The following is an 18,381-nucleotide window of genomic DNA, read 5'->3' as shown; positions in this document are numbered from 1 at the left end:
TTTTGCCAATGGGAAGAGAGATCAAAAGCAGCAGCAATGATATTTTTCCATTTGGTGATGGTGGTGGTATCAGCACCAAAATAAACCAAGACGTGTGCGCCAGTCATGGTAAAGCGCAACACACGTAGAGCAATGTTAAAAGCCATCAGGGCGGCAATGGTTTTGATAATGGCGCTTGTTAAAACGGGATGGTCCTTGCCCCATGCCATTTTACAAAACGCGCATTTAATGGTAAAAAATAACCATAAAAACAATAAATTATCACGTATTTCTAACTAATCTCACCTCTTCCCACTTAGTACAAAACCTAATGTCAAACTACATCCAACGGAGTTTTGTATAGTATGTAGCCTTTCGGAAATTGTGGCTTATCAGCGGATTCTGTATATTTTTATATTTCATTCGTTCAAAGAAGACACTGAGCACTCAAAGAACCCTCAACGCTCTATTAAAGCCTTCTCTCATTTTTGCTGTCAAAAACTCATTCGATACATAATGTAGGTAAGAACAATCAATTATCACATATCCACTCTAATTTCACCTTTTTCCACTAAATATAAAATATTAAAAACACTACTATTCTTATTTATATTATATTTTTTACTTTATTTTATATAACTGTATTTCTTTAATTATACATCAAGAAATATTAAAATAAATGAATATTGATATAAAATAATATGTACCATTAATAAAAAACTTATTTTTAAAATATAATTATATAAAAATACATTATGAAATAAATTTAATATTACATAATTAAACATAAATACAACTTTAAATTTGACAAAAAAAGCAAAACAAAATATCAAAGTGCTGTGTTATTAAAATAAAAGCAATATCTATTTCCACTTCTGCTTATGAAGTTAGCAGGAAAATGAATGTTGGGGGCTTTAAAAGGAGTAGACTGATGCCTAAAAAATTTCTTCTATCCTGCACAGCAATTGTGGCAGTTGTACTTTCTGGTATCAATCTTAATGCACAAGCTAAAAATCTTGAAATTTCAGAAAATAAAAAAGAAGTTTCCAACGAAACCTACGAAATTATTCACGCAAAAAAAGGTGGTCAAATTATCGGCAAGCATTTGACGATAATCGGAAACAAAAAAACAAACACCAACATAGGCACAAATGCGCACGCTATAACAGCTGAAGGTTCTAACACTGCGATTGAATTACTGGATGGTACAACCATTAAAGGAACTGGTTCTAGCATTTTCTTCGGTCTTGAAGCAAAGGATGGTGCTACACTGAAAATGACTGGGGGAACTATCACAGTTTCCAACACTGGCACTAAATTCTTGAACAGTAAGAATGCTGAAAACAAGCTAAAAGATATAATAATATCAAGTGGCAAAGGCAAAGCTCCACTAACTTTTGCAATATTTGCAGACAAAGACAGTGAAGTCACTTTAGAAAATGTAAAAGTGACTAAGGCAACGAATAGCGTTACAGCAAATAATAAATCTGAAATCACGATATTGGGAGGATCATTTGATGCCACAAAGGCAGCAATATCTGCTTACAATGGCAGTCGCGTAACTCTAACTAACAATGTTCAAACTACATCATCTCATGGCACTGGACTCCATGCAACAGATTCAGAAACCACAATCGAAATGACGGGAGGAAGCGTAATCACAGAAAAAATGGCGTTGGTTGCAGAAAACGGTGGACATATCAAGGTCACGGATGTTGCGTTAACTGCGACGAATGATAAAATCGGAACAGTTGTCGCCGGCGGTCCGAACAGCGTGATTGAATTGCATGGGAATACAACAATTAAGAATGCTGTAATCGGTCTTCATGCACAAAACAGTGGAATGATTAAAATGATCGGAGGGACCATTACAGCTTCTGCAACCGGCGCTGGTTTCTATAATAGTAAGAGCAATGGAAACAAGCTAAAAAATGTGAAAATATCGGGCAGTAACCATAAAGAGCCTAAAATCACAGGAATAGGTGCCGACAAGGAAAGCAACGTCACTTTAGAAAATGTAACAGTTACGCAGGCAAAAAGTGGCATAGTTGCAAATAATCATTCTAAAGTAACGGTTTCTGGAGGATTATTTGAGGGCAAAAACGTAGGGGTATACGCTGGAAACGGCAGCAACATTACTTTAACCAGCAATAAAAAAGGTAACGTTCAAGTTACATCAACATCATCGAATAGCAAAGGACTCTACACAAATGGTTTACATTCTACCATCACAATGACGGGAGGAACAGTAACCGGAGAATTAGCGTTGGTCGCAGAAAACGGTGGACATATTAAGGTCACGGATGTTGCTCTAACAACAAATGAACATGGGGGCAAGGTCACTGATGTTCCTATAATAGGCGCAGGAGTCAATAGCGCTAATAGTATGATTGAATTATATGGCAATACAACGATTAAGAATGCTGGTGTTGGGCTTGTGGCAAGTAACGGTGGCGTAATTAAAATGATTGGGGGGACTATTACAACTTCTAAAACTGGTGTTGGCTTCGTGAACAGTAAGAGCGCCGAAAGTAAACTAGAAAATGTAATAATATCAACCGGTAAAGATAAAAATTCAGGCAAAGGAATTCTTCTAGAGAAAGAAAGTGGTCTCACTTTAAAAAATGTAAAAGTGACTCAAACAGGCAACAGCGTAATTGCAAATAATCGTTCTAACATAACAATCTCTGGAGGATCATTTGATTCAAGCTATGCAACAATATGTGCTCAAAACGGTAGCAGTATCACCTTAACGGACAATGCTCAAATTACGTCACATGATGAAGCAGGCCTCTATGCACGAGACTCAAAATCCACAATTACAATGACAACAGGAAACGTGACAGGAAAATATACAGCCTTAGAAGCAGACATAGGTGGCCATATTACGGTTACAAATGTTGCTTTAAAAGCAACTAATAATGGCAGTGGTGTAGCTGCTGGTGCAGCTGCCTCTGGCTCTAACAGTGTGATTGAATTGCTTGGCAATACAACGATCAGTGACGTTAAAATCGGAATTGATGCGCAAAACGATAGCACAATCAAAATGATCGGAGGAACCATTACTGCTTCCGAAGCAGGCGTTCACTTGTTAAAAAACAAGAGCAATAACAAACTGAAAGATGTAACGATATTAAATCGTAAGGATAATGCACTACTAATCAATGCAATAATTGCAAGAAGAAGTGCCATTACTTTAGAAAATGTAACCGTTCCGCAAGCAATCAATAGCATAATTTCAGATAATGGTTCTCAAATAACAGTTTCTGGAGGATCATTTAACGCAAAAGGTGCAGCAGTATCTGCTATAAACGGCAGTACTATTACTTTAACTGACAATGCTCAAATTACATCATCTGATGACAGTGGGCTCTATGCAAAAGATTCAAAATCCACCATCACCATAACGGGAGGAACAGTACAAGGTAAAACTACTGCATTATTTGCCGGAAACGGCGGACATATTAAAGCCACGAATGTTACTCTAATAACAGCAGATAATAACGGATTCGGTGCGGAAAGCCAAGATGTTGGCAGTTTAGTTGAATTATATGGCCATACAACGATTAAAAATGCTGAGATCGGACTTTATTCAGAAAATGGCAGCACAATCAAAATGAGTGGAGGGACAATAATTGCCGAAAATAGTGCATTTGTTGTAAATAATAATGGACATATTGATGTAACAAATGTTTCTGCCACAGCAGAAGATAGAGGTATCGCATTTGAAAAGTCTAAGAACAATAGAACATCAGAAATCAATTTAACCAATACAAAACTTCATATTAAAAACGGTACTGGAATTAATGCAAATGAATCAATTGGTAAAGCCAATCTCAAAAATTCAGAAATCCGTGCCAATGTTTTATTAGTAACCGAAGCTTCAACGAAAAAAAATGATTTCACTTTTACACTAAACGCCGATCGCTCCATCTTAGACGGCAAAGTGAGCACTGAAAAAAAATTCAAAACAGTCTTTGATTTGCAAAACAATACGAAATGGACATTGAAAACAAGCACAAATAAAAAAAGCCAGAACAAAAAACTGCTTGATATTGCTCAAAGAGCACGTTCTGATATTTCTGTCCTTAACATCAATAACAGCTCTATTGTTTTTGAAGAGCCAACTGAAAATCATTATCACACGTTGCACATAGGATCTGGCAGACCAAATACTAAAAAAGTCTACAATGCTACAGGAAAAGCAGAAATTCATTTCAACGTCGAATGGAGTGATAGTGCTGCCATAAACAAACAAAAAGCTGACCATCTTCTGATTCACGGTGATGTTTCAGGTACTACACTGGTTTATATCACTGGACATTTAGAAAAGAACAATATTAAAGCAGACGCTTCTGCTCTTACCAGTGCACGTGGTCTTTCACTCATTCAAGTTTTTGGGAAAGTAAATCAAAACTCTTTCAAACTTGCACAGGACTATATCACAATAAGTGGTTCACCTTATAAATATATACTGAAAGCTTATGGACCAAAATCAAACCACAGTAAAACAAATGCTGAACAAAACCTTTTAGGAGAAAATAAAAATTTCTGGGATTTTCGCTTACAACCAGTACTGCTTGATAGCGACTCAAAAGTAAAAACCATCGTGCCATAAATACAAACTATTTGATCAAGCCCCAATGCTCTCTTGTACGCTGGATTGACCAATATGGCTAAGCAAAATGCAACTGTTAACCAATATGCGACATTTGTCTTAAGGAAAGAATAAGACAAACGGAATGGCTTTTTCTTATATACCTATGGAAAAACAGGAAGCTTATTTTTTGATAAGTAGTACTTCTAGTAGATATGGTTATAGCAGTGCTCATCTTCGTTATGCTTCTCTACAAGGAGGTGTTAACTTTGTCGCGCTAGAAGGGAAAAATATCTACAACACATTTTGGTCTTATAGAAACCTATGGACAACTCTCTTTGCACTCCAAAGAATATGCAAGACAGCAAGTAAGAGCATATTGAATAAATGGTCATTTCACTCACCGCCTATGGCAGTAAACAGCGTGACAGTGGTTTCTATCTTGATACGCTGTTTATCCTATGGATTCCTAAAGAGAAAGATCACCAATGCCCTCATTAGTACAACCACAAAATTGAAAAATGCAAAAATGTTGGCGATCTCCACAACTGTTAGCAAACAATTTGCAACGGGTATCCAAGGCGTAACATTCGAACCGCAGGCACAGCTTGCCTATCAACATTTGATGTTTGATACCATTAAAGATGCTGATAATCTGACCATTAAGATGCAAAATCCTTCTCAATGGATAATCCCGTGTTGGTGGACGTTTGACAAAAACCATTGCCACTGAAAACAGCCGTCCTATGTCTTTCTATGGAAAAGTAAACTTAATCAAAACCTTTGGTGATGATCAGACATTCCATATTGATAAGTATTATAAATGTGACCCCTCGGGAAGTTTCGTTGAAGGTGGCCCACAATTGTCCGCTAACCTCTCCCTTCATGGTGATGTCAGCTATCAACAAAAGCTTCAAAAACTGGTATAAGTGGTGCAAGCTTTTCAGGAGGAATACTCTATCAGTTTTAAATCAAGACTGTAAAAATAGCCTATTCAATTTAACAAAAAGGCAGCATATTGCTGCCTTTTTGGTTTATTATAAGCTGTTTTTAAGCGCTTTTTTAAATAGAGAACAGCGAAATATTTGAAGACAGTCATTGACCATTGGATGTTTTTTACAAAAAATTCTTTTTATAAAGAATAAAACTGTAAAAAAGAGAACAACCAAAAACAAAATGATATTGTAAAATAATGAGAAGCTTTTCTAGAAAATACAACATTACTATCGTTTGTTATTTCTCACGAATTTAATGCTTAAAATTCCAAAATAAAACTTTTGAACATAAAATGATAAGTAAAAAATAATGCAATAATATCAAACAAAGGGATGTATGTTATAAGTCACTCATATATTTCAAAATGGAAGTTCTAATAGGATTTAAAATATTACAGCTCAAACACTGCCCAGAAAATTCATACTGAAAAAATCCTATTATCCCCTTCCCTCTTAACAATGCCGCCAAACATCTCCAGAAACTTCAAAACAAATAAAATTGCATTTTCTCTTCTGTAAAATTGATCATGCTCTTTGCTCTCTATGGACAATAGGCTCTATACTTGCTTCAAAAAACTCCTTTGTATAATCGTGTTGCGCATGTAGATTACGCAATTCATCATTGCTAAGCTCTTCAAGAATAATCCCTTTATGCATAATTCCAACACGTTCACAAATATGTGCAACAACAGCAAGATCATGGGATACCATTAAATAAGTAAGCTTTTTTCTCACGCGCAGTGATTTCAACAAGTTTAAAATTTCAGCCTGTACCGACACATCCAATGCAGATGTTGGCTCATCAAGCAACAACACCTCTGGCTCAATAATTAAAGCACGTGCAAGAGCAATACGCTGACGCTGCCCTCCAGACAACTCATGAGGATAACGATAAAGAAATGAAGAATCTAAACCAACGGAATCTAAAGCATCCTCCACCCGCTCTCTTTGATTATCCATTCCATGGATTTTGAGCGATTCAGAAAGAACCGTATGGACCATTTTTCTTGGATGCAGCGAAGCATAAGGATCTTGAAAAACCATTTGAATACAGCGTAAAAAATCCTTACTTCTTTTCTTTTCAACTTCTTGTCCAGCAAAAAGGAATTTTCCACTATAATCTGGAATAAGCCCCACCAATGTATTCAAAATAGTTGACTTTCCACATCCGGATTCACCAATCAAACCATAAGCTTCACCACGCTTAATATGAAAATTAACATTTTTAACAACTGTTACTGCCTTATGCCTGTGCCCAAAAGTTACAGATAAATTAGAAACATCAATAATATTCTCACAATTTGTCATGAGGAACCTCCTCAACGCCATTAACAATCGTAGGATTATACAACCAATCAGGATCACGCTCAGGAACAGCCAAAATATCAACTGGATTATCAAGCCGTGGCAAACTCGCGAGCAACGCCTTTGTATAAGGATGACAAGCGTGAGACAAATCAGAAGCAGGCAACTCTTCTAAGACACGGCCCGCATACATCACCAAAATACGATCACAAAAATCAGCAATCATATTTAAATCATGACTAATGAAAATAAGTCCCGTTCCAGATTTTGTCACAAGTTCATCTAATACAGATAAAACTTGTCGTCTGACCGTAATATCAAGTGCAGATGTTGGCTCATCAGCAATAATTAAATCAGGTTTTGGAATGAGCATCATTGCAATCATCACGCGCTGCCCCATCCCCCCAGATATTTCATGAGGAAAGAGACGCATCACATGTTCAGGATCACGAATATGAACAGATTCTAACATAGATATGGTGCGCTCCCTCGCTTCAGCTTTTGAAACACGGTAATGAATACGGTAAGCCTCCATAATCTGTTCCCCGATCCGTATTAATGGATTAAGTGAATATTTGGGATCCTGTAAAATCATTGAAATACGTTTCCCACGGATTTTTCGCATCTGAGGTTCACTTGCGGCCAATAAATCAACATCCTCAAAGCGCATTTTTTTAGCTTTAACAATGGCTGCTTTTGGACTCAATCTTAGTATTGCGCGCCCAGTCATCGATTTTCCAGATCCGGATTCACCAACAATTCCAATTTTTTCTTTTCCAACAGAAAAACTAACGCCACGCACAACTTCTGAAATGCCGCGCGTTGTAGGAAAAGAAATACGTAAATCTTCTACTTCTAATAATTTATTACCCATTGCGTGGATCCAATACATCACGAAGACCATCACCTAAAAGGTTGAAAGCAAGACTTGCAAATAATATTGCACAGCCTGGTATTGCCGCCAACCACCAATTTGTCATCATAAATTCCCGCCCTGAAGAAAGCATCGCACCCCATTCAGGACTTGGAAGTTGAGCTCCCAACCCTAAAAAACCAAGACCAGCAGCCGTTAAAATAATTCCAGACATATCCAAAGTTAATCGTACAATCACTGAAGGAATACACATGGGCGCAACATGAAACAAAATAATTCGCCAAGCAGAGGCCCCTTGCAGGCGAACTACAGAAACATAATCAGAAGAACGTATTGTCAAAGTCTCAGCACGTGCTAAACGTGCAATTGGTGGCCATGCTGCAATTGAAATTGCAATAGAAGCATTTTCAATCCCTGGTCCCAATGCGGCTGAAAATGCAAGAGCTAAAATCAAACCTGGAAAAGCAAGAAAAATATCGACAATGCGCATGAGCACAGTATCAACCCATCCGCCCATATAACCAGATACAGTTCCAACAATAAGCCCTATTGGACCTACAATAACTGTTGTAAGAAAAACAACATAAAGAGTAATACGGGAACCAAAAACAAGGCGACTAAAAATATCACGTCCCAATTCATCTGTTCCAAAATAATGCGCCATAGAGGGTGGCTGCAACCGATGCCCCAGATCATTGCTAAGAAAATCATGCGTAGCAATCCAAGGAGCAAAAAATGCACATATGATAATAATACAAATAATAAGCAGACCGAATACAGCCGAAAAGTTATGAAAAAACTTAGCCAGTGCGTGATAAATTCTTTGTATGTTCGCTTGAATTATGGAGTTTGGAACAGGATCGTTTAACCAACTACCCAAAGAAGATGATGATTGCGATTTATGATGATTACTTACTGTCATATTCAACGTGTCCTTGGATCAAAAATGCGATAAAGCAAATCAGAAAATAAATTAATGGCGACAAAGATAAATCCTACAAGTAAAGTACATCCTACAACTGCATTCATATCTCCGGCTAAAAGAGCATTTGTCAAGTAATGTCCAAAACCAGGCCAAGCAAAAACTGTCTCCGTTAAAACAGCCCCTTCTAATAAAAAAGCATAAGAAAGTGCAACAACGGTAATAATTTGAACAGCAGCATTTCGAAAGGCATGCCCCCAAACGGTTCGCGCCCACGATAATCCCTTTACACGTGCAGTAATGATATATTCCTGATTAAGCTGCTCAATCATAAACCCACGAGTCATACGGCTAATATAAGCCATAGCACCGAAAGCCAAGATCAAAGCAGGCATAATAACGTGACTAAAAACATTACCAAAAGCCTGCCATTGTCCTTGGCTTGCAGTATCCCAAAGGAAAAATCCTGTTTTTGGTTCAAAAGAATATTCATAAAGAAAATCAAGTCGTCCTGGGCCACCAACCCAGCCAAGCTTGGCGTAAAATATTAACAACGCCATTAATCCGAGCCAAAATGTTGGAGTAGAATAACTTACAAGTGTAAAAACACGGACAACATAATCAATAAATGAATCGCGATACATTGCTGCAAAAACACCAAATGGAATTCCAAGACTTGTGCCAATAACAATAGCAACGGTTGCAAGCTCTAATGTTGCAGGAAACACACGCATAATATCGGCTAGAACAGGTCGCCCAGAAGTTAAAGCATCTCCAAAGTCAAACAAAAATACATTATGAAGATACTTCCAATATTGGACAATCAACGGCTTATCAAGACCCAGCTTATAATACATTGCATCATAAGCTTCCTGACTGATATTATCACCAAGAATAGACAGAACCGGATCTAGAGGAAGAAGATGACCAAGAAAAAAAGTGATCGTCACCAACCCAAGCAATGTGATAAAAACTGAAATAAGAAGTTTCAATCCTTTGCATAAAAAATCCCATAAAAATAATTTTTTCTGCTTTTCTGATACAGCTCTTTCAGTCTCTGAAAGTGGCAAAACCATTATAAAAATCCCCTCTGTAGCGACAAAACATAAAGCAAATACTTTTTTATATAACAAAACAATCTCTTATTAAGCATGTTCTACAATCCTTTTCTATAACATGCTTCTTTTTATTTTTCTGCTTCATTGTAATAAAGTCTATAACTGTTCCAAATCCATTTTTTGACATCAGTCCCCATACCAACGGTATAATATGTCTGAAATAAATAAACCATAGGACCATGCTCTAGCACATAATGCTGTAAAGTACGATATTGCATGATACGCTTATTGGGGTCTTTCTCAAACAAAGCATCCATCACCATGTTATTAATATTTTCATCATAATACCCAGCGCGCCAAGCTAAATACATATTGTGCTTTTTTGTAAATGTTGGATCAGGGTTAAACACGTGATTTAATGAAGCAGGATGTCCATCAGGATCGGCACTCCCCCACCCCATAATAGCAGTATCATAATTTCCACCACGTACACGGCTCAACAATTGATTTTGTGCCATTTTTTCAATTGTAAGCTCAACACCAATTTTGCGTGCATTGGCTTGAATAGACTGTGCAACAGACGACATATAACTAAGGCTTCCAACTAAAAGATTAGCTTTAAACCCATTAGGATAACCAGCTTCAGTAATCAGTTGTTTTGCTTTTTTCAAATCCAACTGAAAAGGCAAACCTTCTTTTTCATCTAAAGCACCTGGAACACCTAAAGACATATAAGTTGCCCGAGGAATAGCAATCCCTTTCAAAACAGTTTTTCCAAGACCTTCATAATCAACCAAATAACGAAGTGCCAATCTGACCTTTTCATTCGCAAAAATTGCATTCTTATTATTTAACGATAAGTAAATAATCTGCGGACGCAAAACACGACTAATTTTGACTGGGCCTCCTTTTTTTTCAAGATCTAAAATATCCTCTGAAGAAAGATCACGCACTATATCCACATCACCTTTTTCCAAAAGAAGTCTTTGACTTGATGAATCCGCTACATGCTGCACAACAATCTGCTTAATTTTAGGCACATCGCCCCAATAATGTTGTGTCGCCTCTAACACAACTTTATCTCCTGGAGACCAGCTCACCAATTTATAAGGTCCAACACAAGCTGTATGTGTTGCTAAATATTTATTCCCCATATCACCGTTAATACTCTGTGCTTCAATTGTTTTCCGATCAAGCAAAGCAGAAGCATAAGATTGTCCAATAACAGTCAATATGAGCTGAATAGGATAGGGTTTATCTAATTTTAATTGTAAAGTCTTATCATCAAGAGCCTGAATATTTGTTTCAATATTGTTTTTGGTAAACCCATAATCCATTAAAGATTGAGCATAGCTTAATCCTAATTTAATAATCCGTCGCATCGACCATACCAAATCTTGCGCTGTAGCCATCCTTCCATCATTAAACTTTAAATCATCACGAAGATGAAAGACTATTCTTTTGCCATTGTCTAAAACGTCCCAAGATTTTGCCATAGCAGGGCGAATTTTTGTAGGATCATGCTCATCATATTGCACTAACGCGCTGCAAATATTCGTTAATAACTCACTCGTCACAACCTCAACAGTTTGCGCTGGATCAAAACTACTAATTGAATCAATATTCCATGCCATTACCAATATATCTTTAGATGAGGCACTGAATGCCGTTGTTACAGCCCCATTAAAAAAAATGATTGAGCTTAATAAAATAGAAATTTTTTTCAATATTCTTTGTTTTCCCATTTTATCTCTTCCTTTTGTATTCTTCTACCTTTTCACACAAAGTGATTGTGATTTTGCTTAAATAGCATAGCATTAGACATCAATTTCATTTAATCAAACTAAGCATCTACAAAATAATTTTCTTATACATCAGTCTATATTCGGGATGCAGAGAATCTATAACCATAAACAAAGATCCTCCCCAATATAACTTTCTATATTCATCGCTCCCTATAAACGATCTTAATTATATACTGCTACTACACAAACATCCCTCACAGTTTCATCCTAAAAAAACTGAAGAGCTTTATATGGGAGAATATTTTCATCATGCAATTATGATTAAGCTCTTTTTAGCTTTGATAACACTAAAAAGACACACTTATTTTTCAATTTTACTATAAAAAATACGCGGTGCACTATTCCAAACCCATTTTTTGATATCAGGCGTCATCGCGACAACGCTATATTGTTGAAAGATAAACGCATAAGGTCCTTTTTGCATTAATTCACGTTGTAAATCAGCATAGAGTTGCGCTCGTTTTTGCGGATTTTTTTGAAACAACGCTTCTTCAACTTTTTGGTTCATCTTAGCATCAAAATACCCATGCTTCCAACTAGGATAGGCTGTATTTCTAGCCTCAAAACGATTATCTGGATTGAAAATAAGACGTGAAGCCATGGTATGAGGATCCGCAGAATCATTATTCCATCCGATAAAAGCCGTATCAAAAGCTCGAGCATCCACTTTTGAAAATAACTGTGTACCTGCTACACGTTCAATTTTAAGACGCACGCCCGCCTGTGCAGCACTATCCTGGAGTGACTGAGCAAGTAACAAAGTATAAGGAGTGTTTGACACGAGAAAATTTGCCTCAAACCCATTCGGATAACCAGCTTCTGCTAAAAGCTGCTTGGCTTTTGCAATATCAAGTTTAAAGGGTTGCCCCTCTTTTTCATCCAAAGCCCCAAAGTTGCCAAGAGGAATAAAACTGGCCCGTGGGATACCAATCCCTTTGAGAAGCTTCTTGCCAAGACCTTCATAATCTATGAGATAACGCATCGCCAAACGTACTTTTTCCTTAGCAAAAATAGGATTTGTCATGTTGAATCCCCAGTACATCATAGTTGGCACTAACACTCTTTCAACTTTAACATCTGTTGTTTTTTGCAGATCTGCAAGATCTTCAGGTGTCAAATTACGAGCAACATCAATATCATGTTTTTGCAACAACAAACGTTGTGTTCCGGGCTCTGCAACATGGCGAATTAAAATCTGCTTCAGTTTAGGCGCTTGTCCCCAATAGTGAGAGCTTGCACGCAACAAAAGAGCTTCTCCAGGACGCCAACTTTTTAACTGATAAGGACCAACACAAGCAGCATGGCTTTTCAAATACTGATTTCCAAAATCGCCATCTTTTTCGTGTTTCATAATCGTCTTACGATCAAGCAAAGCTGTTGCACGACTCGCAACAATATTATTAAGAATGAGCTCTGCTGGATAAGGTTTATCAAATTTCATCACAACCGTTTTCTCATCGGGAGCTTGCAAAGCATCATCAACATTTTGCTCTGTAATTCCATATTCATTAAAAATTGCCGCATTACCCATCTTCAATTTGACAATCCGCTTCATACCCCAAACAAGATCATTGGCATTGGCTGATCGACCATCATTAAACTTCAAACCATCACGTAAATGAAAAGTAATCACCGTACTGTGATCATCACCTGAAACATCCCAATGTGTTGCTAAAGCGGGAACCATTTTAGCAGGATCATCTGTCGCAGTACTGACCAAATTATCACAAATATTGTAAATAATTTCACTTCCATAAACATCATTAAGTTGTGCGGGATCAAACGTACTGATTGCATCAAGATTCCAAGCCATCACAAGGGTATTAGCCGGTGTTTTTGCTGAAACTTGTTGTGCAACCATTGCCAATGCCATAAGAGCAGAAACAAGAGAGCTGCTACTTTTCAATATTGTTTTCTTCAAGTTCATAAACTTTTCCCTTTATTTATTTTTATCAATTAATGACGCTGAAATAATATAGCAAATTTATAATTATAACATTGAATAAATACGTTCTAATCGCCTATATTTTTAAACACCTACACAGAGTCATCTACTTGATAAATTCATTGACTTACGTCTCAATAAACCATAACGAACATGCAATATATGTTTTGCTAACCAGTATTACATTCTTTTCATAACCTCTTTGCATATGATAATGCACTATATCAGTTCTCTATTAATCATCAATAAGCCTTGTCGCCCCAAAAATAGTGAGCTTTAAAAAAATCATTACGCAAAAATTTATGAATTCATTATTCTATTCCTTTAGGCGACATTTAAAATAAAATATGCAAACTTTAAAAATAGTCATCCCCCTCAAACACTGTTTCAAGATACGGCGCATCTTTACTACATGACCAAAACGACACTGAAACAGCAGAAAGACATAAGAAAATATCTTTTCTAAAACGCTACCCCCCACAAAAATCTGCTTTATCTTTTGAGAAATAAAGCTTACAATAAAAGAATATACACTAAAATGCATTCTCTCATTGATAAAAATAAAATTCATTAGACGTTTCCCCCCTAAAGACATAACGAATATAAACCCTTCTAAACTTTGGCGTGCATCATTGCTTTACCACTATAAAAATAGAATAGAAAACAACATACCGCAACAGAACTCTCGTTTCCAGCGGAAACATACAGAGATTCAACGAAGCAATGTAGTGGATACAAGCCTGCATGAGCTTAATCATCTTCCAAAAAATTGGAGCGCACACGCGGCAAGATCACTCTACTAATAGAGGAAAGCTATCAGATAATAAAACCCAACACAAGCAGCTTGAGTCATTTAACTTCAATTTTTCATCGCTGCATTTCATTTTATATTGCCTAGGTAAGCATTGGGCAATCAACCTACATATAAATAAACCAACAGTCATACAAGCAAAGAAAAACAATGCAACAACAGCACCCCATCTAACAACCACTTTGCATTCGTCAACAAACATGAATAAAATATTCATTAATTATAACAGTCATGTTATTAACGGAAATAAAAAAACTCTTCTGAATCATTACAAATACCAAAGACTGTTTCATAACACTGAGAGCTAGTAAATGTGTGATGGTGCCGATCTTCTCCTTCATAAGCGTAAAGATGGAGTGCACGATGGATTTACTGTCATAGTATTCATGAGCTGCGTCGCAAAATGGGCCTTGGTGTAACTAGATGTTTCTTTAAAACATACAAGACATCACCATGATCTAACTTCAGATACATAACAGTTAAGATATCACTCCTTTTTGCGTCTGTTTTTTCATCCTCAAAATTATACCTTTATCGTTTTTAGTGCCAACAACAATAGAAAATCATTAATATTGTATAGTTTGTATATTTCAATTATCTTATACAGGGGAATTGTATAATTTATATATTTGTTAAATAATTCAATTATTATCCTATTAATCATTACTCTTACAAAAGAAAGTTTGCCAATTTATCGACAAAAACATCCTTCAAGATGATCATTAACAATTCCTACGGACTGCATAAAAGCATAACAAATTGTGGGGCCAACGAATGTCCAACCACGTTTCTTCAAGTCTTGAGAAAGACGAAGAGAAGCAGGTGTCATAGGGTTAGCTAACAGTGTTTGAAAATCTATTTTTTCATAACGCTCCAATTGTGGTGGTTGAAAAGACCAAAAATAGTGGGACAAACTCCCCCACTCTGTTATAATTTCTTGTGCTCTCAATGCATTATTAAGCACTGATTGAATTTTTCCTTGATGGCGAACAATGTCTTTATTCTGCATTAACATTTGCACCTTCAGCTCATCATAATGAGCAATCTTTTCAAAGTCAAAGTGATCAAATGCAACGCGAAAAAAAGAGCGTTTTTTTAAAATTGTAAACCAAGAAAGCCCCGCTTGGAAACCTTCAAGACAAATTTTCTCAAACAAACGAATATCCTCAAAAATAGGCTTTCCCCATTCGGTATCATGATAAGCACAATAAAGTGGATCCGTTCCAGCCCATGCGCAACGAACTTTTTCATCCACTCCCTTAAGAAGACCTTCCGCAAGCATGGCATTAACCGTATTAAAAGAGAGTTCCTTGATCATCGCTTGGCGACTTTATCTGCTTGTGTTTTGACCGTTTAGAAAAAACAGGTTCTTGTGTTGCAACACTGATATCTCCATCAAAAAAGCGTAAATTTATTTGCCCTGTTTCAGGAAACTGAACCAATCGTTTAATGGGCTTATGATCTTTCCCCAAAGCCAAAACAAAACCGCGCTCCAAAATATTCTGATATGAAGTGCTTCTTAAAAGCCTAGATACTACCTCTAACCCAGCACGTTGTTTTTCCACACTACGCACAAAAGCACGCTGAAGACGTGCCGTATATTCCTTTGTATTGCGTTGTGCTTTTTCACTATTTAACAAACGCGGTGAAAAACGCACACCAAGTGCATGAAAAGAAAAACGTTTTTTATCGTAGCTTACACAAAGAGCACGCTGCAATCGACTTGAAGTTTCATCCAAACCACGCCGTGGTAGAGCAAAAAGTTGATCGGCAGTCGGAAGAGCTCGTAGAGTAGCACGCAATTTTTGTCGATAAAAATCCAAATAACGCGCGAGTCCCTTGCGCAAACGTGCATCAAGCGATGCCACCAGCACCTCGAGATCAAGCTTAACAGGAACAGCCCGTTCTGCTGCGGCGGTAGGAGTTGGAGCGCGCCAATCAGCCACATAATCAATCAAGGTCCAGTCCGTTTCATGCCCAACAGCAGAAATAACAGGAAGAGAAGATTCATAAACAGCACGAACAACAGCTTCGTCATTAAACCCCCACAAATCTTCTAAACTTCCTCCTCCCCGTGCAACAATAATAAGATCAGGTTTTGGAATAAGTCCACCTAGACCAAGAGCATTAAAACCTTCAACAGCAACAGCCACTTCCCTCCCACTTGTTTCCCCCTGAACACGTACAGGCCAAACCAAAATATGCAACGGAAAACGATCGGATATACGATGAATAATATCACGAATAACAGCACCTGTTGGTGATGTTACAACGCCTAAAATTCGAGGCATATAAGGCAAAGTTTTTTTCTTTTCTTCATCAAACAAGCCTTCTTCTAAAAACTTTTTCTTACGATTTTCAAGAAGTGTCATCAAAGCACCAACCCCCGTTGGTTCAAGAGCCTCAATGACAATTTGATATTTCGATGACCCTGGATAAGTTGTAAGTTTACCAACAGCAACTACTTCCATCCCTTCTTCAGGAGGGAATTTGAGCTTTTCCATAACTCCACGCCAAATAACAGCTTCCAACCGTGCCTTATCATCTTTTAAAGCAAAATAAGCATGTCCCGAAGCATGAGTACCACGGTACCCTGATATCTCCCCACGCACCCGTACATAACCAAACTTTTCTTCAACAACACGCTTTAGAGCCCCTGCTATTTCGGAAACAGTGAATTCTGCCACATTTGTTACACCTGTTTTTTCACTAAACAAACTTACCATTTTTCAATTCTTTACGCCCGTTTCTGTGAATCTTTTTGAAACAACACATCTTTAAACTTTTGATTTATAGCTTCATCAAAATACCCATAACACCGGCTAGAACAGCTTATATTTTTAATTTCAAATCGATTATCAGGGTTGTAAAAAAACTTGAAGCCGTTGTACGGGGATGTCTAGAGTCATTATTTCATCCGAAAATTGTATCAATAGAAGTTAAAATATTCAATCCTAACATCCAAACAAACACATCTTCTATAAGAATTCCTGAAATAAAATTCTCTACACAACATAGTAATCCATTCCCGATAGAATTCAATGTATTGCAAAGTATTAAAGAGCTTTGCAATACATCAAATATATCATGACCCTGTTTTTTATATTTTATAAACCTGATACCTTTTTATTTTTCAATTGCACTATAAAAAATACGTGGTGCACTATTCCAAACCCATTTTTTAACATCAGGTGTCATCGCTATCGTGTGATACGTCTGATAGATAAAAGCATAAGGTCCTTTCTGCATAAATTCACGTTGCAAATCAGCATACATTTGCGCCCGTTTTTTGGGATCTTTTTGAAACAACGCATCTTGAACCTTTTGATTCATAGTTTCATCCAAATACCCATGGCACCAACTCGCATAGCCTGTATTTTTAGCCTCAAGCCGATTATCTGGATTATAAATAAGACGTGAAGCCATTGTATGAGGATCCGCAGAATCATTATTCCATCCGAAAAAAATTGTATCAAAAGTACGTGCAGATAGTTTTGAAAATAACTGCGTGCCTACGAAGCGTTCAATTTTAAAACGTACCCCTACCTTTTTTGCATTGTCTTGGAGAGACTGAGCAATAGGCAAAGCAAAAGGATAAGGAGAGGCACCGGCAAAAATACTGGCCTCAAAACCATCCGGATAACCTGCCTCTGTTAAAAGTTGCTTTGCTTTTTGGAGATCAAGTTTAAAGGGTTGTCCCTCTTTTTCATCCAAAGCTCCAAGATTACCAAGAGGAATAAAACTTGCACGTGGAATACCAACATCTTTGAGAAGAGTCTTACCGAGTCCTTCATAGTCAATAAGATAGCGCATCGCTAAACGCACTTTTTCATTGGCAAAAATAGGGTTTGTCACATTGAACCCCCATATGATCACGGATGGCTCTAACACTCTTTTAACTTTAATATCCGTTGTTGCTTGGAGATCTGCCAAATCCTCTGGCATCAGATTACGTGCAACATCGATATCGTGTTTTTGCAACAATAAACGTTGTGTTCCAGGTTCCGCAACATGGCGAATTAAAATCTTCTTCAATTTAGGCGCCTCCCCCCAATAATTGGAGCTTGCACGCAACAAAATTCCTTCTCCA

12 protein-coding genes and 1 pseudogene are annotated in these 18,381 nt (G+C 37.2%); 3 read left to right on the top strand and 10 right to left on the bottom strand.

The window, feature by feature from the left end; all coding sequences use genetic code 11:
• A pseudogene (locus tag ACFIKX_RS07665) lies at window positions 1-209 on the bottom strand (hypothetical protein); the annotation flags it as partial.
• 701 nt (window positions 210-910) lie between these two features.
• Here ACFIKX_RS07665 and ACFIKX_RS07660 point away from each other — a divergent pair.
• From ACFIKX_RS07660 to ACFIKX_RS07650, 3 genes are all read left to right on the top strand, one after another.
• Window positions 911-4,597: a right-handed parallel beta-helix repeat-containing protein gene (locus ACFIKX_RS07660; RefSeq protein WP_375612279.1), complete on the top strand. Its 3,687-nt coding sequence runs from the start codon at window positions 911-913 to the stop codon at window positions 4,595-4,597.
• Window positions 4,598-4,721: 124 nt separating this feature from the next.
• Window positions 4,722-5,309 (top strand): autotransporter outer membrane beta-barrel domain-containing protein, encoded by a 588-nt coding sequence (locus ACFIKX_RS07655; RefSeq protein WP_375628227.1) that lies wholly within the window; start codon window positions 4,722-4,724, stop codon window positions 5,307-5,309.
• Complete coding sequence (locus tag ACFIKX_RS07650) at window positions 5,287-5,505, top strand: hypothetical protein (RefSeq protein ID WP_375612277.1); 219 nt, start codon at window positions 5,287-5,289, stop codon at window positions 5,503-5,505. Before ACFIKX_RS07655 ends, ACFIKX_RS07650 begins: the two co-directional genes overlap by 23 nt.
• A gap of 591 nt (window positions 5,506-6,096) precedes the next feature.
• Here ACFIKX_RS07650 and ACFIKX_RS07645 read toward each other — a convergent pair.
• The 9 genes from ACFIKX_RS07645 to ACFIKX_RS07605 all read right to left on the bottom strand — a co-directional run.
• Complete coding sequence (locus ACFIKX_RS07645; RefSeq protein WP_273790734.1) at window positions 6,097-6,879, bottom strand: ABC transporter ATP-binding protein; 783 nt, start codon at window positions 6,877-6,879, stop codon at window positions 6,097-6,099.
• A complete protein-coding gene (locus ACFIKX_RS07640) occupies window positions 6,866-7,750 on the bottom strand; it encodes an ABC transporter ATP-binding protein (RefSeq protein WP_273790733.1) in 885 nt (294 codons plus the stop codon). Before ACFIKX_RS07640 ends, ACFIKX_RS07645 begins: the two co-directional genes overlap by 14 nt.
• Window positions 7,743-8,672, bottom strand: coding sequence for an ABC transporter permease (locus ACFIKX_RS07635; RefSeq protein WP_273790732.1), 930 nt, complete (start codon window positions 8,670-8,672; stop codon window positions 7,743-7,745). Before ACFIKX_RS07635 ends, ACFIKX_RS07640 begins: the two co-directional genes overlap by 8 nt.
• Window positions 8,673-8,674: 2 nt before the next feature.
• A complete protein-coding gene (locus tag ACFIKX_RS07630) occupies window positions 8,675-9,748 on the bottom strand; it encodes an ABC transporter permease (RefSeq protein WP_375612276.1) in 1,074 nt (357 codons plus the stop codon).
• A 110-nt stretch (window positions 9,749-9,858) separates the two neighbouring features.
• Entirely contained in the window at window positions 9,859-11,475 is a 1,617-nt protein-coding gene (locus tag ACFIKX_RS07625) for an ABC transporter substrate-binding protein (RefSeq protein ID WP_375628230.1), read from the bottom strand.
• A gap of 361 nt (window positions 11,476-11,836) precedes the next feature.
• Window positions 11,837-13,462, bottom strand: coding sequence for an ABC transporter substrate-binding protein (locus tag ACFIKX_RS07620; protein ID WP_375628232.1), 1,626 nt, complete (start codon window positions 13,460-13,462; stop codon window positions 11,837-11,839).
• A gap of 1,520 nt (window positions 13,463-14,982) precedes the next feature.
• Window positions 14,983-15,609 carry a DNA-3-methyladenine glycosylase I gene (locus ACFIKX_RS07615; RefSeq protein WP_375612273.1) on the bottom strand — a complete coding sequence of 209 codons (627 nt, stop codon included), beginning with the start codon at window positions 15,607-15,609 and terminating at the stop codon, window positions 14,983-14,985.
• Window positions 15,587-17,017, bottom strand: coding sequence for an exodeoxyribonuclease VII large subunit (gene xseA, locus ACFIKX_RS07610; protein ID WP_375628234.1), 1,431 nt, complete (start codon window positions 17,015-17,017; stop codon window positions 15,587-15,589). The genes ACFIKX_RS07615 and xseA overlap by 23 nt, the downstream gene beginning before the upstream one ends.
• Before the next feature lie 400 nt (window positions 17,018-17,417).
• Window positions 17,418-18,381 (bottom strand): ABC transporter substrate-binding protein (locus tag ACFIKX_RS07605; RefSeq protein WP_375654114.1); only part of this gene is annotated, 964 nt, incomplete at its 5' end.

The organism is Bartonella sp. CM86QHHN (assembly GCF_042194695.1).
Taxonomy (GTDB): domain Bacteria; phylum Pseudomonadota; class Alphaproteobacteria; order Rhizobiales; family Rhizobiaceae; genus Bartonella.
The sequence above is the reverse complement of the archived record's forward strand: the minus strand, read 5'-3'. Positions and strand labels throughout refer to the sequence as shown.